Here is an 18,300-nt window from a genome sequence, read left to right on the forward strand (position 1 = left end):
TATTATTACCTTCTATGTATGTTTTATTATTTTGCGCAAAATTATTATACGATATCTCCGGCTAAGAGTGTCAACAGAAGTATTAAAACAGGCGGGATGGAATGCGGTCAGGATTTTGTATAAGAGCAGTTCTATTTTTTCCTGATATTTTTTTCTAACATGACAAACTCCCTGCCTTCTTCATCATTGACCAGTTTGAAGAATGAGCAATTGGCGCAATCTTCAAATTTCATCGCAAATGTGCCCTGCACTCTTCCTTTGCAATAGGTGCCTGCAACGCTCCAGCAAAAACGGCCTGAAGCCGTACCTTTATTTACAGTATCAAACTTCTTCTCGGTCGTTGCCGGGCATACGCCTAATTCTTTAACCTTATCTCCGCCGGGCTGCCTGCCGCATTTCATGTATTCCCAGCAATTTAATCTCTTTTTCATAGGATCCTTTTTTTGAGGGTTTAATTAATTTATATCAAAATTTAATATTCAATGCAACTATGAATATTGCAGATTGGATGAAATATTATATAATCGATTCAGAAGGCATTCAGCTAAATCTGAGGAAGTCCATCGTGAGGGAAGGAAGCATTGTTCTATAAAAAACCGCTTTCCGGCAGGAATAAATTCCTGCTCGCACTTCTTGCAGCTGCTGTGATCATATCTATTGTACTCACTATTTTTGTAACAAGCCCCGCCTTCTTAAAAACCATTGCAGTATACGCCGGACGGTTCACCGGGATGCGCGTTGAGATAGGCTCCATTTCCATTCCGGAAAGAAACCGTCTTGTAATTGAACGCCTGTCTATTGAAAATGATAAAGACCGCTTCCGTCTTTCAGTGCCGTATGCCGAGATCAACTTCACTCTTGAAGGCCTGCTCAAAAAGAATATTGAAGGCCTCACCCTCAGAGATCCTGAGATGGCCGTTACCCTGAAAAAAGAGCCGCGGCGCAGGACATCCCTGCCTTTTACATTCAATGCCCTTTCTGTCAGCGGGGCTGATGTGACGGTCAATTATGAAGACAGTGAACCTCTGCATATCAGCCCTGTAACTCTCACCCTTATAAGACAGCCGGACGGGAAGTATGGCGACTTGCAGGGAAATGCGTTCATCAGCGGCCTCAACACAACAGTCTCCCTCGCGTCAGAGATAGACATGAAGACATTTGACTTTAATAAAATAAATATTGATGTATCACCAATAGATCTCAAGAGCGCATCTGCGAAATACCCCTTGTCATTGCTCAACCTGAAGCAGTTGCAGGGGGCCTGCAGTTTAAGCATGGAGATGGAGAGAGAAGATAAGGGGAGCGATATGGTATTGCAGGCAGAGGCGCTTCTTGATAATTTATCTTTCAGCTCAGAAACTCTCGGGATAAACCTGGGTGGCTCGCCGTTAAAAATATCGGCAAATGGCAAGTATCGCCCAAGCATTGATTCCGCAGAGATAGAGTCTGCTTCTGCTGATCTTGCAGGCCTGAGCATCCTGAAACTTTACGGAACCATCGGGCATATAAGCGACGGGCCGCCTGATATGCGCATTACGGCGGACATGAAGAGCATCCCTCTAAGAAAGATCAAGAGCCTGCTATACGCTCCGGGAGCAGCATGGCTTGCAAAAACAGATGCGGATGGAACTCTAAGCGCAGATGTGACCGTATCAGGCAGCTATACTCTTCCGCAGCTTCAGGGAGTTCTTGCAGTTCAGGGCAAAACGCTCTCCATTGAAAATACCACGCTTCAGTCTTTCTCAATAAAGTTCCCTTTTGAATATCAGGATAAATTATTGCTTGTAAATAGGGCATTGATACAGGCAGGCAGCGCGGCTGTTTTCCGTAACGGTAAAGAGTATTTCACCGAGAGCAACATACTCATCAAAGGCGACATGGAGGCAGATATCAACGGGCATCTCTTTAAAGCAAAGAACCTTCTGATCGATGCCGGTTATTTAAAAGGGCTTTCAGCCTCTGCGGATATTTCAACAGCCGAGCCGGTCACAATTAATGCAGACCTGAACTATAACTCTGCCGATCTCGGAGAAGTATCGGAAATATCCCTTCACGGGTTTTTCAAAAAGAATGGCTATACTCTCACAGGCTCAGGAGCGCTGAAGATGACGGGTAAAATAATTATTCCGAAAAACAGTGCGTCTCAAATATCAGGGGCTGCGGTGGTAGAGTTTGCAAATGCCGGGCTCTCGTCTGCGGACGGATCCGTAATCTGTGAAGGTATGCGGATGAACGCGTCAGCAAGATTTGAGTCTTCCCTGCCGGACGGCCCGGTTTCCTTCACTGCGGAGGCCGAAGCAGGCGGATTTGAACTTCTTGCTGGAAAGTTCTACGGCAGCTTCACGGACAGGCCGCTCGCACTTTCCGCTTCAGGAACATATACGGGACAAAGTGATGCCCTGCGTATAATCGAAGCAAAGACAGGACTGCCGGGCATCGGAGAAATTGTTCTGTCCGGTACGATATCGGATATTTCAAAGTCGCCATACTTTGACGCGTCTGTGCATGCCGCAGACATATCAAACAGTGAGGCATTTGATTTCTTTGTGCGTGAAACCTTTCAGGAACAGATCCCCGTTCTCGCCCGTCTTAAAGTCAGCGGGCGAAGTTCCACGAGCCTTAATGTCAAAGGAACGAAAGAAAGCTTTACTCTAAACGGAGATCTGCGAGTTGAAGATATGAATATATCTGCAGGGCCAAAAGAGAGTTATATTCGGGGCGTGCAGATATCACTCCCTGTGAATCTTTCATACCCGGAACCTCTCCATGAAGGGGAAGTTGAAAAATTCGGCACAATACTCATTAAAGACCTCTCATGGCCTGCGCTCAAGTTGAACGATATTGTGATATCGCCTTCACTCTGGCAGAATGATATCGTCTTCAGAGACGATATCAAGATACGGTTGTTCGGCGGAAATGTTGTGCTTAAGAATATCTCATACGGCAGCATCTTCGGAAAGACACAACAGCTGCTGCTCTCCATTGACATTCAAGATATCGACCTTGAAAAAGCAGGCACCGCCCTTGCATTGCCAAAATTCAGCGGAAGCCTCTCAGGGTCTATTCCAAAGGCCCGTTTCTCAGGCAACACGCTCTTCACAGAAGGAGAGATGGCTCTGGAACTCTTTGGCGGGAGATTGAGGATACATGACCTGTCCGCGGATAATGTCTTCAGTCCCGCACCTTCTTTTAAGGCAGGTATGAAATTCAGTGAGATCGACCTCGGCAAGCTGACAGCTACCTTTGATTTCGGGCATATTTCCGGTATCATGCGTGGTGAAATAAGCGAGCTTGTGATAGTGAACGGAGAGGCTGAACATTTCAGGGCGTCGCTTGAGACATATAAAAAGAAAGGGGTCAGGCAGAAGATAAGCGTGGAGGCATTAAAAAAGATATCGATCCTCGGGACCGGCACATCAACATCCATTCTTGACAGGGGGATATATCAGCTCTTCAAAGAGTACGGATATGAAAAGATCGGGTTCAGCGCGTATCTGAAGAATGATAACCTCCAGCTCTTCGGGATCGAAGACGGGGGGGGCAGGAGATATCTTGTCAAAGGGAGCCTTCTGCCTCCCAAGGTAAATGTGATAAATTTCAACCAGAACATCTCTTTCAAGGAGATGGTCGGCAGGTTGAAGAGGATTACAGCGGCTGAGAAGTGATCAAGTGCGGAATGACATTTTATATAATTAAATAAACTTTATTGTGGCAGTTGATCAAGAAATGTCTTATAATTTTACTAAATCATTATCAGGAGGCTTAACCATGAAAAAGATATTGCTCAAAAGATCGGTTCTATGTTCTCTGGTCTTCTTTATTTCGTCCTGCGTAACCATAAATATCTATTTCCCTGCGGCTGCCGTTGCGGAGGCTGCGGATAAGATAGTGGAAGAGGTATGGGGCGAGAAGAACAGGCAAAAACAGGAAGAGCAGCAGAAGCTGGATGAACAGAAGAAGCAGAATGAACCGCAGAGCATGATACAGGATGATTCAGGATCCTTATTCTCATTCTTCGGGCCTTCATCTGCTTATGCCCAGGATGCTGACATTAATATCACAACTCCCGCGATCAGGGCTTTGAAAGAATCCATACAAGAGCGGTCAGCCTCCATCAAGCCATTCATGGAGAGCGGAAATGCCGGGATCTCCCGTGACGGGCTGCTTGCCGTGCGCAACACCAGCGGATTATCTTTAAAGGACAAGGCTGCGCTTACCCGACTTATTGAGGCTGAGAACAGTGACCGTGAAGCGCTCTATGCGGAGATTGCAAAGGCCAATAACTTCACGCCTGAGAAGATACCTGATGTTAAGAAGATATTTGCGGAAAGCTGGATCAAGAATGCCAAACAGGGCTGGTGGATCCAAGGTCAGGACGGAAGCTGGGAACAGAAATAAAAAGCAACTGCATATTTACCAAAAAGAAAGGCCAGCCTATGAAGGCTGGCCTTTTTCTTTTTTTAATGGTGGGCCGTGCAGGATTCGAACCTGCGACCCGCTGATTAAGAGTTTTAAAAGGTCAAAACACCCGCAAAGCCTTATCACGCCTGACTCCGCTAAGTATCTTGATTTCATCAACAAAAGATTTATGGAGGTTCATTGATGTTTATTGAACACTCTGCATATTCGTGTCTGTGTGGCACTTGTATGGACACCCATAAAATTGAGGTTGCGATATGACAGAGAAATCATTTAAAAAGAAGTTTTCTGATTTGATAAAAAAATAACAAATGAAAGACGTATTCCTTACATATAAAGACCTTGCTGAAAGATGGAAGTTTCCTATCAATACTCTTCGTATATGGAAGCATGAGGGTAAATTGAAAGCTGTCAAATTTGGCAGGTCTGTAAGATTTCCTCTTGCTTATATTCTCGAACTTGAGTCAAAGGGTTTTGTTTAATGATTGTCCATAAATGGAATAAGACTCGGAACTGTTTTATGCATTATGTTCGTCTGCGTGATGAACATAATAAAAGGCGTTTGTTTCCGCATGGTCACCCATCTATTAAATTAGCTGAACAGTATGAAATAAAACTTAAGAATGAGATCGCTGAAAAGAAGATGTTTCCTGAAAGGTCTTTTATACAAATCAAGTTTAAAGATTTTATTCCTGATTACCTTAAGAAACATGCCTCAAGAAAAAGGTCTGAAAGAGATTATATTAGTGTCTGCAAAAAGCTTGTTAAATATTTTGGTGATTCTTTACTGCATCAGATAACACGCTATCATATTGAGTCTTATCAGTCTGATAGATCAGGACAGGTCGGCGTCTGTATGGTCAATAGAGAAATCAATATCTTAAAGGGTGTATTTTCTAAGGCTATTCAATGGGGTTTTCTTAGAGATAATCCTGCAAAGGGCATTAAGCTTGATAAAGAAAAACCTCGTGGTAGATATTTACCGATGGATGAAAGAAAACAACTCATTGATGCTTGTTCAAAATTACCTAAGGCTCACTACATGAAATCATTAGTTATCTCTGATATGCAATCCGGACTTAGGAAAAAAGAAATCCTTAATCTTAAGTTGAAACATATTGATTTTGATGCAAATAAGTTATGGGTAGAAGATGGAAAGGGCGGAAAGAGCAGGGCGGTGCCTCTAACTGATACGGTCAGGGATGAATTATTTTTGCTTCAAGATAAGAAAAGGGGCGAATACGTTTTTCATGATTCTTATGGCAGGCCCTTCAAAGATATTAAGAAGGCATTCAATCTTGCTGTAAAGATGGCAGGTCTTAAAGATGTAAGGTTCCATGATCTGAGAAGAGTCTTTGCTACTGATTGCGTATTGATGGGTGTGTCACCAAATGTATTGCAAAAATGGATGGGGCATGAGCTGATAACCACGACTAATAAATACTATGTGGCAACACCAGAGAGCTTCGAGCAGGATGAGATAAAGAAATTAGAGAAGTTTAGTGGCACCTATATGGACACCTCGGAAGAAGTGTCTACAGTTAAAACCTCGCAACCTCTTGAAAATAATGGTGGGCCGTGTAGGATTCGAACCTACGACCCGCTGATTAAGAGTCAGCTGCTCTACCAACTGAGCTAACGGCCCTGCAAAATACGAAATTATACTATAAGCCTTGTCTTTTTTGGCGCGCCTGAGAGGATTCGAACCTCCGACCCTCGGCTTCGGAGGCCGATGCTCTAATCCACTGAGCTACAGGCGCTACCGAATCAAAAAACTAATGAACTACCTCGCAGCAGAGCTGAACGAGGTATCAAAAACTTACTGCTCAAACAAGACTAACTGCTTATTATTATAAATTCTCTCATACTCTTTTGGATTTCGCCCTTGATTCTTCACATAGTTCATTATTGTCTCTTCTCATCATATCAGATCGCAGCAGAGCTGCGGGGAATTAGACCCTAAGAGATTAACTCTAAACTGCTGTTTTAAAAATTGGGGTGAGTGACGGGGATTGAACCCGCAACCCTCTGAACCACAATCAGATGCTCTGCCGACTGAGCTACACTCACCATAAAACAAATTAATTATTCAGGGAAACCTGACTACTATTCTTAACTATAAAACCGAAATTTTCAACTATTGTACTAAACTTTAAGCTCTGATGATTCTGAGTTATATGATCTCAATGGTGCGCCTGAGAGGATTCGAACCTCTGGCCTACTGCTTAGAAGGCAGTTGCTCTATCCGACTGAGCTACAGGCGCTCTTTATAATTGGTCGGGGCGGAGGGATTCGAACCCCCGGCATCCTGCTCCCAAAGCAGGCGCGCTACCAGGCTGCGCTACGCCCCGTACAATTTATTATGAACGGTTATTATACTAAATAACGCATCAAAAAAGAGCAAATGCCGTAAGAAGAAGCTAAATTGACTTAACATATCAAATACTATATAGTTTTTTTACCATGAATCCCTCTGTTAAAACAGCGGATTTTCTCGTAATAGGCGGAGGGGTTGCCGGCTTAAGGGCAGCCATCGAACTTGCATCTTCAAAAGGCAGCATCATCGTCCTTACAAAAGACAAACCGACCGAGAGCAGCACCGAGTATGCGCAGGGCGGGATAGCCGTCGCTCTCAGTGATGAGGATGAGATAGGCATTCACTATGATGACACCATCAAGGCGGGTGACGGGCTGTGCGACGCAGAGGCCGTAAAGGTCATGGTTAACGAGGGGCCTGACCTTATCCTTGACCTTATATCCTGGGGCGCGGAGTTTGACAAGGACGGGAGCAAGCTTGATTTCTCGCGTGAGGCTGCGCACTCAAGGAAGAGGATACTTCACTCCCACGGTGATTCAACCGGCAAAGAGATAGAACGCACCCTGATCAATAAAGTCCGCACATTCCCTTCGATCACAAGATATGATTTTTCATTTACTCTTGACCTGATCATAGCTGACAACAGGTGTGTGGGCGCAAGGGTTCTGAGAAAGGGCGAGATAGTAGATATCTACGCAAAGGCGGTTGTGCTTGCAACAGGCGGGGCAGGGGAGCTTTTTGCAGGAACCACGAATCCCTCTATCGCGACCGCTGACGGGATGGCCATAGCCTACAGGGCAGGCGCATTGCTGACTGACATGGAGTTTATTCAGTTCCATCCGACAACGCTCTTTTATCCTTCAGCTCCGCCGTTTCTGCTGAGCGAGGCGATGAGAGGCGAAGGCGCCGTGCTGAAGAACATAAAAGGCGAGAGGTTCATGCATTTATATCATGAGCTGGCTGAGCTTGCGCCAAGGGACGTAGTAAGCAGGGCGATAGTATCAGAGATGGTCAATACAGAGGCAAAGCATGTCTTTCTTGATATCTCTCATCTTGACCATAATTTTATCAAGAAGCGCTTTCCGCAGATATATAAGACATGCCTCAGCTTCAACATAGATATTACAAGGGAGATGATTCCGGTAACTCCTGCTGCGCATTACATTATGGGCGGGGTGAAGACCGATCTCAACAGTGAAACAAGTATTAAAGGCCTCTTTGCCGCCGGTGAGGTTGCGTGCACAGGAGTTCACGGCGCTAACAGGCTTGCCTCAAACAGCCTTCTTGAAGGCCTTGTATTTGGGACGAGGGCAGGCAGGGCCGCGCTGAAGTATGTGGATACTGCCGGATATGCCGAGTCAGAGCATCCTATTGACAGCCTTCCTTTGATGCCGGATACAGCCAAGCCTATTGATACGGAAAAGATAAGGTATTCTCTCAGAAAGGTCATGTGGGAAAAGGTCGGCATAATCAGGTGCAATGAATCATTGAGCATCGCAAAGGAGCATCTGACTAAATGGGCATTTGTTCTGGATGCGCACTTCAGCGGCAGGAGGGAGCTTGAGCTGAAGAACATGCTGACATCTGCGGATATTATTGTTAATTCCGCCCTTTTCAGAAAAGAGAGCATAGGCGCCCACTTCCGGTCCGACTTCAAGGTAAGAGGGCAGAAGTGGAACAGGCATACCGCATGCCGCAAGGATGAAGGAATCTTCTGGATAGGGCAGGGAGAATGACCCGCTTGGCCTGCTTCTGATCTATTCTTTTGCCTTTGTTTTTACAGGGGCATAGTTATTATCAAGCTTATACGCCTCGTCAAAGTACTTCCTTGAGTTGCTGAAGTCCTTAAGCTTGTAATAGGCATAACCGATAAAGTAGAGTTGTTCCGGAGCCGGGTTCCCGGCAGATGCCTCCTGCATAAGCACTATCGCCTGCGCCATCTTCCCCTGATAATAGTATGAGTATGCTTTTTTCATAAGATCTTCGTCCGCCCTGCATATAGAAGCTGAAAGAAGCAGCAATAAGATTGTGAAAAGTAATTTTTTCATTTAATCCTCCATCCCGCCCTGAACGGATTCGGGCGTTGTTTTTTTAAGTTCCTCTTTCTGCATAATGATCTTCTCTCTGGAAATGCCTGCTGAATAACCGGTCGGCACTGTGCCTTCCTTAAAGAATTCTACCAGTTTTTCAGTATCATTTGTAGCAAGAAGCCCTGTCACAGGGTCTATGACGGCTGTGACTATACCGTCAGGGACCGGGAAAGGCCTGGCGCTTTCGCTTAAGGGGATGGCCTCCTTCATGAAATCTACCCACACAGGAAGAGCAGCTTTTGAACCTGTTTCTCTCTTACCGAGCGTCTGACGGTCATCAAAACCTACCCATACCCCGGCTGCCAGATCCGGGGTGTAGCCTACGAACCACGCGTCTATATAATCGTTTGTTGTGCCGGTCTTTCCTGCTGCCGGCCTGTTAAGCGCCTTTGCCCGCATGCCTGTGCCGTAGTTGACGACATCTTCAAGCATTGATGTCGCAAGAAAAGCGGTCTGAGAAGTTATCACCCTTGCGCCGTTTGGCCTGTTGCTCTCGATCGTGTTCCCGTTTGCGTCAATGATATATTTTACGGCGATAGGCTCCATTCTGACCCCGTCATTGGCAAATACCGAGAATGCCGAAGTTATCTCTACTGGGGTCAGGCTCAGGCTGCCGAGCGCGAGCGTAAGGTCGCGGGGAAAAGGCCCGTTGAGGCCGAGAGAGTTCATGAAGTTTACAGCCTTTTCTACGCCTATATCCTGAAGAAGTTTTATCGTTATTATATTTCTTGAGTGCGCGAGCGCGTCTCTCAGCCGTGTTGCCCCGTTATATTTATTATCGTAGTTTCCCGGTTTCCAGTCGCCTAACTCCGCGTTCTCAAACACGATAGGCTCATCAATGATCACGCTTGCGGGTGTATAGCCGTTATCCATGGCAGCCGCGTAGATAAGCGGTTTTATAACAGAGCCTGCCTGCCTTTCGGCGAAGATAGCCCTGTTGAACTCGCTTTTGCTGAAGTCATATCCTCCGACGATCGCCCTGATATAGCCGGTTGAAGGCTCCATCGCTATCACCGCGCCCTGTACACGCGGTTCCTGCTCAAGTTCAAATACAGGTTCATTCTTCCATATCGTTTTTACCTTGACCATTATTATATCGCCGGGTTTAAGTATCTTGTTAAGCTTCAGGTCCCTGAACTCTTTGATCGTCTTTCCTTTCTGGTCTATGAGCCTTGCGGCCCATTCCGCATCTTTGAGCAATAGCCTGCCGATTATCCCTTTTGCTTTAACCGCCGCCTCCTGCTCAGTTACCTTTAGGACTACGCCGGTCATGATGTCCCCGGCCTCCATAATCACCTTATCAAATGTCTCCCTATCCTTGAGCTCTTTTGCGAAATCAAGATCTTTCTGCCCGAGTGCCCCTCTGAAGCCCTGCCTTTTATCGAGATCTTCAAGCCCTTTTTGAAGGGCTTTGACCGCTGCTATCTCCATATCCTTATTCAAAGTGGTATAGACCCTGAGGCCGCCTTTATAGACCATCTCTATGCCGTATTTATCCTCAAGGTATTTCCTTATATATTCAAGAAAATAGTTCGGGGTATACCCTGCGGACCTGACACTTGAGAGGTGAAGCGGCTGTTTGTAAGCCTTATCCATTTCTTCCCGGCTTATATATTTCTCCTTGAGCATCCTGCTCAGGACGGTATACTGTCTCTGCTTTGCCTTGTCCAGATTGCTGTAAGGGGAATAAGTGCTGGGCGCCTTTATAAGTCCGACTATAAGGGCGGATTCCGCGAGGTCAAGGTTGGATACAGGTTTACCAAAGTATGTTTTTGCCGCCATCTTTACGCCGTATGCGCCATGTCCAAAATATACTTTGTTAAGATAAAGCTCAAGTATCTCTTTCTTTGTAAGATTCTTCTCAATTTTGAAGGCGAGAGCGACCTCCTTAAGCTTTCTAAGCACTGTTTTTTCAGGTGTTAGAAAGAGAACCTTTGCAAGCTGCTGCGTTATGGTGCTGGCTCCCTCTTTTATCCTGCCTGCGATCACATCCTTTGCCAATGCCCTTAAGATAGCTATGTAATCAATGCCCCTGTGAACCCAAAAATTGGAATCTTCGACTGAGACAAGCGCCTGCACTAAATGTTCAGGCACCTCGCTTATAGGCGCGTGTATGCCTTTCTCGATCTTTAATTCGCCTATAATAGTGTCATCGTCGGCGTATACTTTTGTCCCGTTGGCAGGCGCGTATTTTTTGATCTCTTCTATGTCAGGGATGCCTTCAAGCACGGCGAGATAAGCGCCTATGCCCAGGCCGAGGCCTAAAACGAAGAGGATGATAATTGTCCTGAAGAGAATGCGTTTCATAACAAAGAATTATAGTCTTGATGCTGAATGAGAGTCAATTTCCCCCTCGTTACTTCATCCGCGTCTCTTGTATAATTAACAATGATTGACATCATCAAGATAATATCGGTTCTCGTCATTATGGTGGTTCTCCTGAAGAGAAAGTGGAACCTCGGTGTCGTGATGTCTCTCTCGTCAGTTATCCTCGCATTTCTGTATCTGCTTGCGCCGCTCGATTTTCTAAAGGCCTTCTACGCCGGCAGCACGGATAAGACAACGATCAGCCTTATCACAGCGCTCATTCTCATCAGGATATTTGAGAACGTCATGCGGCAAAACGGCATCATGCAGCAGATGATGGATTCTTTCAGGGGGATGGTCATGGACAGGAGGGTACTCATGGCGTCAATGCCCGCGCTTATCGGGCTGCTGCCATCAATGGGCGGCGCGCTCTTTTCAGCGCCCATGGTGGATGAGGCGTCAAAGAACATCGACGTCTCCCAGGAGAAGAAGGCGTTCATAAATTATATGTTCAGGCATCCGTGGGAGTTCATGCTCCCTCTCTACCCCGGTGTGATCCTCGCGTCTGCCATTACATCATATTCGCTGAGACAGATTATGTTCGCCAATCTGCCATATGCCTTGTGCCTCATGATAGGAGGAACCTTGTGGGGGCTGAAAGGAATCGGGAGGCAGAGAGAAGGATTTAAAAAGATCTCGCGTGCCGGGCTTGTGAGCTTTATCCCTTTGTCAGCCATTCTGGTCATGGTAATAATCTTCCATATGAATTTATCAATATGCCTCAGCCTTGTGATCGTCAGCATGTTCGTTGTCTTCCGGTATTCGATAAAAGATATATTGCAGACTTTAAAAAAAGGCTTTTCATGGGAGATAGTTCTGATAATACTCGGCGCCATGACCTTCAAGGCGGTCTTGAATAATTCAGGCGCGGTAGTGAACATAAGCAGATTCTTCACTGAAGAAAACATCCCTGTCCTGCCGGTGCTCTTCTTTCTGCCGTTTATCTATGGGCTCCTCACAGGACTTACTGTCGGATTTGTCGGCAGCACCTTTCCGATCATCCTGGGGCTGGATGGCGTGCATCATATCGGAGCTATCTCTTTTGCGTTCGCATCGGGATATGTCGGTGTGCTCCTCTCGCCTGTGCATCTCTGCCTTGTGCTGACAAGGGAATATTTCAAAGCGTCAATGAACATGATCTACAGAAATACCATTAAAGTATGTGTGCTGATAATGGTTGTCGCGCTGATTGAGTATTTCGTATCCAGCCGTTACTGGCAGTGACCTGACAAAGGGGGCTTTTGCTAATCTATAATAATTAGCTTCAGGAAGAGGTAATATTATCAATATATTTAACAGGAGAATAAATATGGAAGATACCAAAATCGCATTGTTTAAGGGCAAGAAGATCAGAAAGACAATTCATAATGATGAATGGTGGTTCTCGGTTGTTGATGTTGTAGCAGCACTGACGGATAGCGTAAATGCAAGAGACTATTGGTTTAAAATGAAGATACGAGTCAAAGAAGAAGATGGATTTGAACCGTCGACAATTTGTCGACAGTTTAAATTGCAAGCTCCAGATGGAAAAATGCGTGAGACTGATTGTTCTAATACTGAAGGCATTTTCCGTATCATCCAGTCTATCCCTTCGCCCAAGGCAGAACCATTCAAACGTTGGCTTGCCAAAGTCGGGTATGAAAGGATACAGGAGATTGAAAACCCTGAACTTGCCACTAAAAGAACAAGAATGCTTTACAAACTCAAAGGCTATTCAGATGACTGGATTGAAAAAAGGATGCGCGGAATAGCTATCAGAGAAGAGCTGACTGATGAATGGAAAGAGCGGGGAGCAAAAGAGGAGAAGGACTATGAGATTTTGACGGCTGAGATATCCAAAGCCACTTTTGGAGTAACACCGGGTGAGTATAAGAATCTCAAAGGCTTAAAGCGTGAAAACCTGCGGGACCATATGGATGATTTTGAACTGATCTTTAACATGCTTGGGGAGAGGTCTGCCACGGAGATTCACCGCAATGAAGATTCACAAGGCATGAACAAACTTAAATCAGATGCTAAAGCCGGAGGGGATATTGCCGGTATTACTACGAACACATTATACGCAGCGAACCTGAATTAAATAAAATACGTGAATACATTATCAACAATCCTTTAAACTGGGAGACAGATGAAAATTTCAAGTAATATTCAATCCTTCTCTTTAATCTCAACAAACCTGTACTGCCCGCGTGTCATGAGATAATCGGTCAGCGCCTCAAACTCCCAATCCTCGAATTTGAACTTCGGCATCCTCACATCCGCTTTTATCTTCTGCGGGTCTTTAAGCCATTGCTCGATCCATTCCCTTTTTAACGTGCTTGCAATGTCAGTATGGTCAGGGCCAACTTTGCCGCCCTGTCCATTTAGTGTGTGGCAGGCAACGCATCCGAAGATATCATGATAAAGTTTTTCTCCGTCATTGATCTCTTCCGCTTGCGCTTCTTGCTTGGGCTCGAAATTGTACGGATATGACACACCTGAAAGAGATGACAGATATTCGATTATGCCATTGCTCTCTTTTTCAGACAGATTAAAATCAGGCATGCGCGCCATGAGTATCCCTTCAGGCCTTATCTTGACAGGAGCTTTTAAAAAACCTGACAGCCATTCCGGCCTCGCCTTTTTCGCCTCTTGTGTGAGGTCCGGGCCGACAACTCCGCCTACATTATTTATCTTATGGCAGCCGGTGCAGTTGTACTTTTCTAACAGCCTTTTTCCCTTGGATTCAGCAGCCTCATGGTCAACCAGCACGCGCTTATATTTTTGAGGGATATCATTATCCTTGATGCTGATGAGAAATGTGACAAGCGCATCTGTCTCTTCATCGTTTATATTGAAGTCCGGCATCTTTGTGACGATCTTGTCAGTGGCAAATCTTCCCGGCTCTTTAACCTTGATCTTCAGCCAGTTGATGAGGTTCTTCTCAATACCGTTTATATTGCTGAAGACGAGTTCGGCGACACGCTTTTCTCCTATACCGTCAAGTTCAGGCGCGTTATTCTCAAAAGTGAGTTTCTCTATCTCATGGCATCCTCTGCATCCGAGTTCTTTGACCAGTGTTCTGCCTTTCTCGATATTGTCTGAAAGTTTCCCCTCACTACTCTTTTCTAAAGAGGGGAACACACCCCTAACCCCTCTTATTAGAGGGGAATTTAATTCCCCCTTGTTCAAGGGGGAAACAGGGGGATTTTGTATATTATGTTTTTCTTTTTTCAAACTCATGAGATACTCAGTGATGGCAGGGATATCTTTCTCTGGTATCTTGAAGTCCGGAATTATCGTCCTGGGATCATAAGATTTCGGGTTCTTTAAAAACTGCAAGAGCCAATCTAATTTAACTTTATTCCCGATATCAGAAAGGTCAGGGCCGAAGGCTGTGCCTTTTTCATTGATCTTGTGACAGCCGAGGCAGCCGAGGGAGTTGACGAGGGTTTCACCCTCCCCCTTGCCCATTCTTAAATTAACACCCCCGCCTTCGGCACCCCCTCTTAGCTTAAGAGGGGGGAGGGGGGAGTTACTCATTAAATAATCCGCGACATAACCGATCTCTTCATCGCTCAGCCGGAAGCGCGGCATCTTTGAATCAGGCAGATAATCCTGTGGATCCTTCAACCATGATCGCAGCCACTCTCCGCTGACCTTGCTGCCTATCAAGGTCAGGGCAGGGGCGATGCGCTCCGGCCTTTCATATCCTGAAAGTTTGTGACATCCGATACAGTTTTTTTCCATAAAGAGCCTTCTGCCCTGAATAAACTTCTCAGCCCCCGGAAAAGAAATATCAAGCGGCATATCATTGTTTATCAGGTGGCATTTCACACAGGACGAATGTGACTGAGCGCCTCTCAGTATCGGCCTTGTCCAATTCTTCTCTTCACCATGCGCAGCCTCTGCTGTCAACGCTTCACCCTGTCCTTCATGGCAGATGACGCAGCCGAACCTTTCAATAGGATGCTGCTTCAGGTAATCTCCCGAATGGGTCTTGAACGGCTGTTCTTCATTGGCGAATTTGATATCATCCGCGCCCTGATGACAGGTGGTGCAGCGGTCTGTTATACCAAGGTCCCGGAGCCATATCTGATTGATCCCTGCGCCTCCTGATCCGCGCTGATATTCTTTCCACGGCCGGTTGTATTCTGCGTAGAGCGCCCAGAGAGTGACACCGAGAAGGGCGGAACAGAATAGGGCTATCAATGCAATTTGATTAGTTTTTAATTGCATTAGTTTTTAGTCATTCCGGCTTGTCCGGAATCGTTTCACAAAGAAGATTCCCGACGCGCTTCGCTTGCGGGAATGACATGCTTTTGAGTGATTGCGATATTCATAAGAAAAACTCATACATTAAACCAGGGCGTAACAAGTACATATTTAATATTGAAGACAAGCCGTAGGAATATCTTTATCGGGACAGCGTACATCAACAGAAGTGAAATCATAACTATCATGTATCTGAAAGCGCCTAACTTTTTGCAGAAATTTTTCCCGTACAAATATGGAAGCAGCATTCCCAACCCAAAATAAATAATCAGGCTTGCAACGCCTGCTTCAGTGCTTAGGCTCCACAAACTCTCTTCTGTCACCTTGAGTGCCTCCCATGACTCCCACGGCCAGTATAACTGCCAGTTCGGCCCCCTGAAGAAATACCCCGCCAATATCAAAAGCCACCACATGGAGAAACCGAAGATGAAATTCAGAACGGCGAACTTTCGGATGGTGAATGAATACCTGCCGCTTCCTTCCGGGTTGTTGTCGAGATAAGGGATCATCATCAGACATAAGACGATTATTATCGGTATCATGACGCCTGCTATCCAGGGATCGAAGTAGACGAGCAGCTCCTGCAATCCCACAAAATACCACGGCGCTTTCGAAGGATTCTCAGATATGCCGGGCGATGCCATCTCAAGCAGAGGCGCGTTTACAAGCAGCGCCCATACCATCAGAATAACCGTCAATGCAACGGCTGTTAAGAACTCCATAATGACCAGATCAGGCCAGACATATTTTGAATGTGTCTCTCTCTTGTTCATAGCGGCCTTGATATACCTCCGTCCTTTCTTATCCTCCAGAAATGAACTGCCATAAAGATAATGCCGATAACAGGCAGCAGTACGATGTGCATCACATAGAATCTCAGGAGCGCGTTTGTCCCTATCTCCGTCCCTCCGAGTATCATGAAGCGGATGTCGTTATATTTGTTGACGAGTGAAAAAGGCCCTTCATTTCCAAGCAGAGGCGTCGCGCTTATCATGTTCGTACCGACAGTGACCGCCCAGTATGAGAGCTGGTCCCACGGCAGAAGATATCCTGTAAAGCTGAGCAGTAAAGTGACGACAAGCAGTACAACTCCAACCACCCAGTTGAACTCGCGGGGCGGCTTATACGAGCCGGTGAGAAATACCCTCAGCATATGAAGGATAACGGTGGTCACCATAAGATGCGCTGCCCAGCGGTGGATATTTCTGAGGATGACGCCGAAAGGGACATCGAACCTGAGATATCTCATGTCAGTATACGCGTATTCAGTTATGGGACGGTAATAGAACATCAATAGTAATCCGCTTATCACTTCAACCAGAAAAAGAAAGAATGTCATGCCCCCGAGGCACCATGTAAAACGTATCCTGAATGCGTGCTCCGGCATCTTCACAGGATGCAGATGCAGAAATACGTTAGACCTTATCTGAAGAACCCTGTTCTTCTTTGTGTCTTCGTAATCGTGACGGAATATGGATCTGTAGATACGCGAATCTTTAATTCTGTTCAAGAAACTTATTTTAGTCTTCAATCTCATTATCCGGTCAGGCAAACAATATCTTCTTTGTCAAAAAGAAGATCGCGACAATAATGATGCCGCCTAAAACTTTCTGCATAGTTGAAGGAGATAATTTAAAGGAGCCCATGTATGATCCGAGGCTTCCCCCGATCAATACCGCAATTATCAGAGGGAGAAGCTGTGCGATATCGATAGGATGCTCCTGCAGCCGTGCCGCTAACCCGGAGAGAGAATTAACCCAGATGAATATCACGCCGCAGGCTGCGGCCTCTTTCTCAGAGCCCAGCCCTAAGATGATTATCAATGGAACAAGGTATATCCCGCCGCCGATCCCGACAATTCCCGCGATAAGCCCGAGGAGCGCTCCGGCGATCAATGAAATGATGAGTTTCTGCCTGCTGCTTAAATTTAATTTTATCGTTGTATCCTTGAAGAAATATATGCGCAATGCAACAAGGATCAGGGTGATCAGGAGTATCCACGAGAAGATCTCTTTCGGCAGCCTCAGTGATCCGCCGATATAAGACATTGGAACGGATGAGATAAAGAACGGAAGGATAAGGCGGATGCGCGCATGTTTGTTCCGGATAAAGTTGAAGCTTCCGGCTGAAGTAACAATGATATTGAGTATCAGGGATATCGCAGGAATGGCCAGAAAGCTCACCCCGAAGATAGCCATTAAAGCGGTGAATGACGACCCTCCGCCCAGGCCGACTGATGAATAGGCTAAAGCCACTATGAAAAACAGGAAAGCAAGAAAATAAGTTGATATTATTAGTTCGTCCATAAGTTCATTATCACTGAGATCATACCTCAATGTACACCCCGGGCTTATCAAAATCCTTAAATGTATAAGTCCTGCTCTTGTCAATGGATATAACCTTGTTGTCATCAATAGATATTCCCAGACGGTCAAGCGGCCTTGGCGCGGGCCCTGCGAAGTTCACTCCGTCAGCGTGATACCGGCTGCCGTGGCATGGGCATTTAAATACCTTGTCATCGCTGAACCAGTTGGGTGTGCACCCTAAGTGCGTACACTTTGCCTGTATTGCGTATAAACGGTTCTTCTCCCTGACTATCCAGACCGCATGCTCTTTCTTCCACATCTCATAAACCTGAACCTCTGTGGTTTTATCTTCAGAAAGAAATTCATCGGGCTTGCCGATCTTAAATACTGACGGCGCTTCGAAGAGCACCCTCGGAAAGAAGAACCTCACTGCTGCAATCGCTGAAATTCCCAGGCTAATAAAGAACGAGCCTATGCCTATTATCTTGAGGAATGAGCGGCGGGTGATGTCGGTGTTGTGAATGTCTGTAGTCATTGCTAATCCGTT

At 45.9% G+C, this 18,300-nt stretch carries 14 protein-coding genes, 5 tRNA genes and 1 pseudogene; 7 read left to right on the top strand and 13 right to left on the bottom strand.

The window, feature by feature from the left end; translation table 11 throughout:
- Nucleotides 1-131: 131 nt before the first annotated feature.
- Nucleotides 132-431: a hypothetical protein gene (locus HY807_08620; GenBank protein ID MBI4826470.1), complete on the bottom strand. Its 300-nt coding sequence runs from the start codon at nt 429-431 to the stop codon at nt 132-134.
- A 150-nt stretch (nt 432-581) separates the two neighbouring features.
- Between HY807_08620 and HY807_08625 the strand changes: the two genes are divergently transcribed.
- The 4 genes and pseudogenes from HY807_08625 (at nt 582) to HY807_08640 (ending at nt 5,869) form a co-directional block, all read left to right on the top strand.
- The gene (locus HY807_08625; protein MBI4826471.1) at nt 582-3,665 is read left to right on the top strand and encodes a hypothetical protein; all 3,084 of its coding nucleotides are present in this window, start codon (nt 582-584) and stop codon (nt 3,663-3,665) included.
- A 103-nt stretch (nt 3,666-3,768) separates the two neighbouring features.
- Nucleotides 3,769-4,398, top strand: coding sequence for a YdbL family protein (locus HY807_08630; GenBank protein MBI4826472.1), 630 nt, complete (start codon nt 3,769-3,771; stop codon nt 4,396-4,398).
- Nucleotides 4,399-4,730: 332 nt separating this feature from the next.
- Nucleotides 4,731-4,901 (top strand): helix-turn-helix domain-containing protein, encoded by a 171-nt coding sequence (locus tag HY807_08635; protein ID MBI4826473.1) that lies wholly within the window; start codon nt 4,731-4,733, stop codon nt 4,899-4,901.
- Nucleotides 4,901-5,869, top strand: a pseudogene (locus tag HY807_08640) (site-specific integrase). The gene HY807_08635 and the pseudogene HY807_08640 overlap by 1 nt, the downstream one beginning before the upstream one ends.
- Before the next feature lie 119 nt (nt 5,870-5,988).
- Here HY807_08640 and HY807_08645 read toward each other — a convergent pair.
- The 5 genes from HY807_08645 to HY807_08665 form a co-directional block, all read right to left on the bottom strand.
- A tRNA-Lys gene (locus HY807_08645) sits at nt 5,989-6,064 on the bottom strand.
- Nucleotides 6,065-6,102: 38 nt separating this feature from the next.
- Nucleotides 6,103-6,179 (bottom strand) — tRNA-Arg (locus HY807_08650).
- A 234-nt stretch (nt 6,180-6,413) separates the two neighbouring features.
- Nucleotides 6,414-6,489 (bottom strand) — tRNA-His (locus HY807_08655).
- A 117-nt stretch (nt 6,490-6,606) separates the two neighbouring features.
- A tRNA-Arg gene (locus HY807_08660) sits at nt 6,607-6,683 on the bottom strand.
- Nucleotides 6,684-6,693: 10 nt separating this feature from the next.
- Nucleotides 6,694-6,770 (bottom strand) — tRNA-Pro (locus HY807_08665).
- Between the two features lie 112 nt (nt 6,771-6,882).
- Here HY807_08665 and nadB point away from each other — a divergent pair.
- On the top strand, nt 6,883-8,472 hold the full coding sequence (nadB, locus tag HY807_08670; protein MBI4826474.1) for an L-aspartate oxidase: 1,590 nt from the start codon (nt 6,883-6,885) through the stop codon (nt 8,470-8,472).
- A gap of 21 nt (nt 8,473-8,493) precedes the next feature.
- Here the strand turns inward: nadB and HY807_08675 are convergent, their stop codons facing one another.
- Nucleotides 8,494-8,784, bottom strand: coding sequence for a tetratricopeptide repeat protein (locus HY807_08675; protein ID MBI4826475.1), 291 nt, complete (start codon nt 8,782-8,784; stop codon nt 8,494-8,496).
- Nucleotides 8,785-11,133 (bottom strand): PBP1A family penicillin-binding protein, encoded by a 2,349-nt coding sequence (locus tag HY807_08680; protein ID MBI4826476.1) that lies wholly within the window; start codon nt 11,131-11,133, stop codon nt 8,785-8,787.
- Between the two features lie 81 nt (nt 11,134-11,214).
- Between HY807_08680 and HY807_08685 the strand changes: the two genes are divergently transcribed.
- Both HY807_08685 and HY807_08690 read left to right on the top strand, forming a co-directional pair.
- Nucleotides 11,215-12,417: a DUF401 family protein gene (locus HY807_08685; protein MBI4826477.1), complete on the top strand. Its 1,203-nt coding sequence runs from the start codon at nt 11,215-11,217 to the stop codon at nt 12,415-12,417.
- Between the two features lie 85 nt (nt 12,418-12,502).
- A complete protein-coding gene (locus HY807_08690) occupies nt 12,503-13,273 on the top strand; it encodes a Bro-N domain-containing protein (protein MBI4826478.1) in 771 nt (256 codons plus the stop codon).
- Nucleotides 13,274-13,341: 68 nt separating this feature from the next.
- Here the strand turns inward: HY807_08690 and HY807_08695 are convergent, their stop codons facing one another.
- The 5 genes from HY807_08695 to HY807_08715 all read right to left on the bottom strand — a co-directional run bounded on the left by HY807_08695 (nt 13,342) and on the right by HY807_08715 (nt 18,288).
- Nucleotides 13,342-15,411, bottom strand: a complete 2,070-nt coding sequence (locus tag HY807_08695) for a c-type cytochrome (GenBank protein ID MBI4826479.1) — start codon at nt 15,409-15,411, stop codon at nt 13,342-13,344.
- A gap of 113 nt (nt 15,412-15,524) precedes the next feature.
- Entirely contained in the window at nt 15,525-16,220 is a 696-nt protein-coding gene (locus HY807_08700; GenBank protein MBI4826480.1) for a hypothetical protein, read from the bottom strand.
- Nucleotides 16,217-16,984, bottom strand: coding sequence for a cytochrome b N-terminal domain-containing protein (locus tag HY807_08705; GenBank protein ID MBI4826481.1), 768 nt, complete (start codon nt 16,982-16,984; stop codon nt 16,217-16,219). Before HY807_08705 ends, HY807_08700 begins: the two co-directional genes overlap by 4 nt.
- A 7-nt stretch (nt 16,985-16,991) precedes the next feature.
- Complete coding sequence (locus HY807_08710) at nt 16,992-17,753, bottom strand: sulfite exporter TauE/SafE family protein (GenBank protein MBI4826482.1); 762 nt, start codon at nt 17,751-17,753, stop codon at nt 16,992-16,994.
- Nucleotides 17,754-17,772: 19 nt separating this feature from the next.
- Nucleotides 17,773-18,288 (bottom strand): ubiquinol-cytochrome c reductase iron-sulfur subunit, encoded by a 516-nt coding sequence (locus tag HY807_08715; protein MBI4826483.1) that lies wholly within the window; start codon nt 18,286-18,288, stop codon nt 17,773-17,775.
- Nucleotides 18,289-18,300 lie beyond the last annotated feature (12 nt).

This window comes from Nitrospirota bacterium, from assembly GCA_016207885.1.
Classification (GTDB): domain Bacteria; phylum Nitrospirota; class Thermodesulfovibrionia; order UBA6902; family UBA6902; genus JACQZG01.

Bases quoted from the DNA above. Each gene is read 5' to 3' on its own strand.
- HY807_08620 (MBI4826470.1), bottom strand. From the start codon at position 431: ATGAAAAAGAGATTAAATTGCTGGGAATACATGAAATGCGGCAGGCAG.
- HY807_08630 (MBI4826472.1), top strand. From the start codon at position 3,769: ATGAAAAAGATATTGCTCAAAAGATCGGTTCTATGTTCTCTGGTCTTC.
- HY807_08635 (MBI4826473.1), top strand. From the start codon at position 4,731: ATGAAAGACGTATTCCTTACATATAAAGACCTTGCTGAAAGATGGAAG.
- nadB (MBI4826474.1), top strand. From the start codon at position 6,883: ATGAATCCCTCTGTTAAAACAGCGGATTTTCTCGTAATAGGCGGAGGG.
- HY807_08675 (MBI4826475.1), bottom strand. From the start codon at position 8,784: ATGAAAAAATTACTTTTCACAATCTTATTGCTGCTTCTTTCAGCTTCT.
- HY807_08680 (MBI4826476.1), bottom strand. From the start codon at position 11,133: ATGAAACGCATTCTCTTCAGGACAATTATCATCCTCTTCGTTTTAGGC.
- HY807_08685 (MBI4826477.1), top strand. From the start codon at position 11,215: ATGATTGACATCATCAAGATAATATCGGTTCTCGTCATTATGGTGGTT.
- HY807_08690 (MBI4826478.1), top strand. From the start codon at position 12,503: ATGGAAGATACCAAAATCGCATTGTTTAAGGGCAAGAAGATCAGAAAG.
- HY807_08695 (MBI4826479.1), bottom strand. From the start codon at position 15,411: ATGCAATTAAAAACTAATCAAATTGCATTGATAGCCCTATTCTGTTCC.
- HY807_08700 (MBI4826480.1), bottom strand. From the start codon at position 16,220: ATGAACAAGAGAGAGACACATTCAAAATATGTCTGGCCTGATCTGGTC.
- HY807_08705 (MBI4826481.1), bottom strand. From the start codon at position 16,984: ATGAGATTGAAGACTAAAATAAGTTTCTTGAACAGAATTAAAGATTCG.
- HY807_08710 (MBI4826482.1), bottom strand. From the start codon at position 17,753: ATGGACGAACTAATAATATCAACTTATTTTCTTGCTTTCCTGTTTTTC.
- HY807_08715 (MBI4826483.1), bottom strand. From the start codon at position 18,288: ATGACTACAGACATTCACAACACCGACATCACCCGCCGCTCATTCCTC.